3 protein-coding genes are annotated in these 4,800 nt (G+C 38.6%); 2 read left to right on the top strand and 1 reads right to left on the bottom strand.

Annotation, left to right across the window (positions count from 1 at the left end):
* Positions 1 to 1,343 (bottom strand): spermine synthase (locus NTU69_06290; protein ID MCX5803130.1); only part of this gene is annotated, 1,343 nt, incomplete at its 3' end.
* 146 nt (positions 1,344 to 1,489) lie between these two features.
* On the opposite strand from NTU69_06290, the gene NTU69_06285 reads away from it, so the two are divergent.
* On the top strand, positions 1,490 to 3,787 hold the full coding sequence (locus NTU69_06285) for an O-antigen ligase family protein (GenBank protein MCX5803129.1): 2,298 nt from the start codon (positions 1,490 to 1,492) through the stop codon (positions 3,785 to 3,787).
* Positions 3,788 to 3,794: 7 nt separating this feature from the next.
* A complete protein-coding gene (locus NTU69_06280; protein ID MCX5803128.1) occupies positions 3,795 to 4,622 on the top strand; it encodes a WecB/TagA/CpsF family glycosyltransferase in 828 nt (275 codons plus the stop codon).
* The last annotated feature ends 178 nt before the right edge of the window (positions 4,623 to 4,800 follow it).

Raw genomic sequence — 4,800 nt, 5'->3', positions numbered from 1 at the left:
TCACCCGGAATAACAAACCTGTATGCAAAAACCTTCCCGAGGGTTTGAAAGATACAGGCGTTGAGGTTTTTTAACTCTTTGCTGTAATAGGCAAGGGAACCCGTTAAGGTGATGGCTAATATCCCTTTATCTCTTAAAATGTTTTTTACACTATTGAAAAATTCCTGGGTGAAAAATCTGTTTGTCTGAAGGGTATGAGGGGGGGGTAGACCAAGAAGTACAACATCATATTTCACAGGGGTTTCTTTTATAAAGATTCTCCCATCTAAATAATGGAGATTAACACGAGGGTCATCCAATTCTTTCTGTGTGATGGGTGTAGAGAACTTTTTAATTGTTTTTAGTAACAAAGCGTCGATTTCGACATAATCTATCCTTTTTACAGTGGGATATTTGAGAATTTCATTGATCAGACCACCTGCCCCTCCACTCAACACCAGAATTGTTTCCGGTGATTGATGGGAGAGTAAGGGAAAGTGAGCAAATTCCTCGACGAAGGCGATATCCGGAACCGGTGTGGCGATCAGAGGAATCCCGTCAGAGAAAAAGGTGTACTGGTTTTCATTTTGAACAACAACGATGTTCTGATAAAAGGAATTTTCATAAGAGATTACATTTTTGCCCTGCCACTGTTCTTTGATAGAAAGGAGGTGTATCCTTTCTACCCCTTTCCCTGCAAGCAGGGTGAAGGAGGATACTAAAATTATGAAAGTGGATATGAATGCCAGTCGTCCTTTGGTGGTATGAAAAGAAGGAATCAAAAACAGGCATGAAACTGAACTTAACAGGGCTACCCCTATGGCTATTTGAAAAGAATTGAAATAGGGGATAAATAAAAAATTTACCAGTATTCCGCCAATAATTGTTCCAAGCATTTCGTAGAAATAGACCTTGCCTATAGAGGATGAGCCTTCGCCTGTTATTTGATTGTGGAGAGAGCATGAGAATGTAAAGAGGAAACCATGAAGAAATCCGGTGGGTAGAAGGATGAAAAAGGAAGAATAGAGAATCGGTATAATACCTACCCCCATTTCTGGTGGAATTCCAGTGAGTATTTTAAAAATTCGGGTTAGATAAACACTCAGTGGAAAAGATATTGAGAATAGGAGTATTAAGGGCACAAACATTCCAGTATCTTCTTTTATCCTTCCGTTCCATTTTCCTCCAATGAATGCACCTATGGCCTCCCAAACAACCCAGGAACCGATAATAACCCCAATGGAAAATTCATTGCCGGAAAAGAGAATAAGCATTTCCCGAAGCAGTATTGTTTGGGCAACAATCCCACAAAGGCCTATAATAAGCAAAGCGGAGATAAAATAGTAAAGGGTTCTCTTGTTCATTATTTATACATTATAAAGTAAGTTCTGAAGTGTCAATACAATCATTACAAGAGAAGGTCAGACAGATTTCCACGGATAGACATAAAAAACTTAAAATGCTATATTCATTAAAACAAAACCCCTAATTGTCTTAAAAGACCATATATATGAAAAAGAGTAACAAAAAGGAAAACAAAAAGGAAAACAAAAAGGAAAACAAAAAGGGTAAAAACAGTGATTCTTACGTTTTTTATAAAGACCTGAACCTTATCGAAGATGCTGTTATTGGGCTTCTTTTCTTCTCTGTGACACTTTTATTCAGCACAGGCCTTCTGGTTAATTTTACGCTCCCAAAACTTGTGGCATTAAGGGTATGTACTATTTGTCTCGTTTTATTCTGGGTATACCGCATAAAGAAGGGTGAGATTAAACCAGTACCGAAGCTGGTTCTTTATAGCGGGGTTATTCTTGGTTTGTGGTGGATTTTTACGACCTTTTTTGCCCTGCACAAACCAACTGCCATACACGGTGTTTATGGGAGATACAATGGTCTTTTGACCCATGAAATATGGTTGCTTATCTTTTTTATTATTGTTTCAATGCCGATGGACATTAAAAGAATCGAAAGAATTCTAAAGTTATTCATAGCATCATTAATCCCTGTGTCCTTGTATGCCCTGGTTCAATTCTATGGCTATGACCCGGTACCGTGGGTACAGCTGCAGGGAAGATCTGCTTCAACCATAGGACATCCTGTAATGCTCTCCGCACTCCTTGGTCTTGCTCTTCCCTTTGTGATCACATTCTTTTTTCAGGAAGAAACGGCCATGGAGCGGTTTAGCTGGGGGATAATATTTTTGCTGTTTCTCCTCGCTGCCATCACCACCTTAAGCAGGGGTCCTTTAATAGGAATTGTGGTATCATCCACGCTGGTAATCGTATTTAATCTTAAAAACATTAAACTACCAAAGAAGCGGTACATTTTATTTTTTTCATCTTTGATAATGGTGCTTGTTATTGTTTTAAGCATCTATACAGACTGGGACAGAGTTGTAGACCGTATAAAATCGAGCGATGAGATAAAGATCAGATTGATATATTATAAAGCCACTATGAATATCGTAAGAGACAATCCCCTTGTGGGGGTTGGCATGGAAAATTTCAGGATTATTTATCCCAGATATAGATTAGCAGAAGAAAATGAGATAGCGAGAGATATAGTGCCTACAATGGTCCATAATGGTTATTTGCAGACAGCCCTGACGAATGGGCTTCCTGCTTTGCTCCTCTATTTAACGTTCCTTATCTCTATAATTGCTCTACTGATAAAGACCTATATGAATCAGAAGGACCAGCACCGTAAACTTCTATTGATAGGTTTTTTAGCATCAATATCTGGATTTTTGATACAAGACCTTACTGGCTGGCTTGAAATCTCACTTACCACATTTTTCTGGATTATCCTCGGTTTGTCTGTTTCCTTCTGCATGATGGATTATCAAAGGGTTACTGTGAGCGGATTAAAACGAACATTAGGCTACATCTTCTCAATTTTATGCCTTATCGTTTTAATCTATCTTTTTGTGGATAGTATAAACAGGGTTTATACAGATAGATTGTTCTGGAAATCTAAAATGCTCTATGCAAGTTCGGCATGGAAAGAAACAGAGTTAAACATTATAGAAGGACTTAAAGCCATGGAAAATGACTTTTACTATGAAGATATGGCAGGTACTTTATATGCGAGAAGGTTTGGTGAGACAGGGGATGAGGTGTTATATAAGAGAAGCGCTTTACTGTTCGAACAGGCACACATCCATAATCCGTTCGATCCTTATGTATTGCTTCACAGGATAGAGATGGAGACCCTTGCTTTACGAAAGGGCACCATCACGAAACCCTCTCAATATGGAGAGTATGCTGTCGATAAGGTGCCTGTGATGGATAAGAATAATCCCTCTGTCTATGAAGCGCTGACAAGGCTGAGGATGGCTGAAAAAAGAGTCCCGGAGGCGCTGGACTTAATGAAAAGGGCAAAGGTTTTAAGCTATGAACACAGAAAATTCTATCTTCTTGAAGGCGATGTCTACCGTGAACTGAAAGATTATCCAGGAGCAATAGGGTCGTATGAAAAATCAATTTCACTGTCAGAGAAGGAGAAATTATTAAAGAAAGAGAATCAGTTGAAACCGGAATGGATAACAGCAAAATATGGACTTGTTTTTTGCCTTATTCAAACAAAGGATTACACAAGGGCACTGAAAGAAATCAAAAGTGTACTCTCACTTTTTCCTGATAATGTGGGTTCTTATATTATCATGGGGGATGTGTATGGTTTTATGAATGATATAGAAAAAGCAAAGGAATCCTTTGCCACTGCTTTAAAGATAGACCCGGGTAACCCGTTTGCAAAGAGAGGCTATTTGAAATGCATAGAAATATTAGAGAAAAGGCAATACAGGTAGATAATATATGAGTAAACATTCGGTGTCAAAGACAAATATATTTGGTATAGAATTGAACGATTTGTCCCCTGAAGACCTTATCCGGACAATAGTAGATATGGCAAAGGGTGATACAAAGAGAAAAGTATGTAACGTAAACCTGCATATCTTAAATATTGCCTATTGTTGCCCTCGTTTTCGCTTTTTATTGACAGATGCAGATTTAGTATTTTGTGATGGTTTTGGAGCATTATTGGCTTCATGTCTTCTTGGTAAAAGGATATATCATCGAAATACTCTGCCGGATTGGATTGACGGCTTAGCAGAAATAGCTGGTTCTGAAAAGGTTAGTTTTTATTTACTTGGTAACGAAGAGGGCGTGACACTAAAGGCAGCCCAGATAATGTCTGATAAACATCCGAATTTACAAATTGTGGGCACACACCATGGTTTTTTTTCCAAGAAAGGTCCGGAGAATGATTTAATGGTATCAAAAATCAATGACACATCGCCGGACATTTTGTTTGTGGGGATGGGTGTACCGGTGCAGGAATTCTGGATTGATGAAAACATTCACCGGTTGAATGCTAAGGTTTTTTTCGCGGTAGGAGCTACATTTCGTTGGTATAGTGGTGTAGAAAAGAGGGCACCAAGGTGGGTTACTGACCATGGTTTTGAGTGGCTGGCACGTCTTACCAGACATCCAGTTAAACTTTTTAGACGATACGTTATCGGTAATCCACTTTTTTTTGCAAGATTTGCAAAAACATACTGGCTGAAACATGGGTTACCATCAAAGTGCAATAAACCTGTCATGTCAGATTGCTCTGAAAAATGCTTGTTTTATGGAAAATAAAGGGATTATTGCTGAGGACTACCCTTAAAAGATTCAATTCGTTTTTTACCGAACATTTTGTATAAGGCTTTCTGGTCCTGGAAGAGGGGTATACTGCGGTCTGCTTTGTTTGGTTTTACTCGCCTCTTTTCCCCACTAAAGATCTCCCCATATTTTTAAGCAATATTAAAACAAGCAT

This window comes from Pseudomonadota bacterium (assembly GCA_026388215.1).
Taxonomy (GTDB): Bacteria; Desulfobacterota; Syntrophorhabdia; order Syntrophorhabdales; family Syntrophorhabdaceae; genus JAPLKF01.
This window is presented reverse-complemented; position numbering and strand designations above follow the sequence as displayed.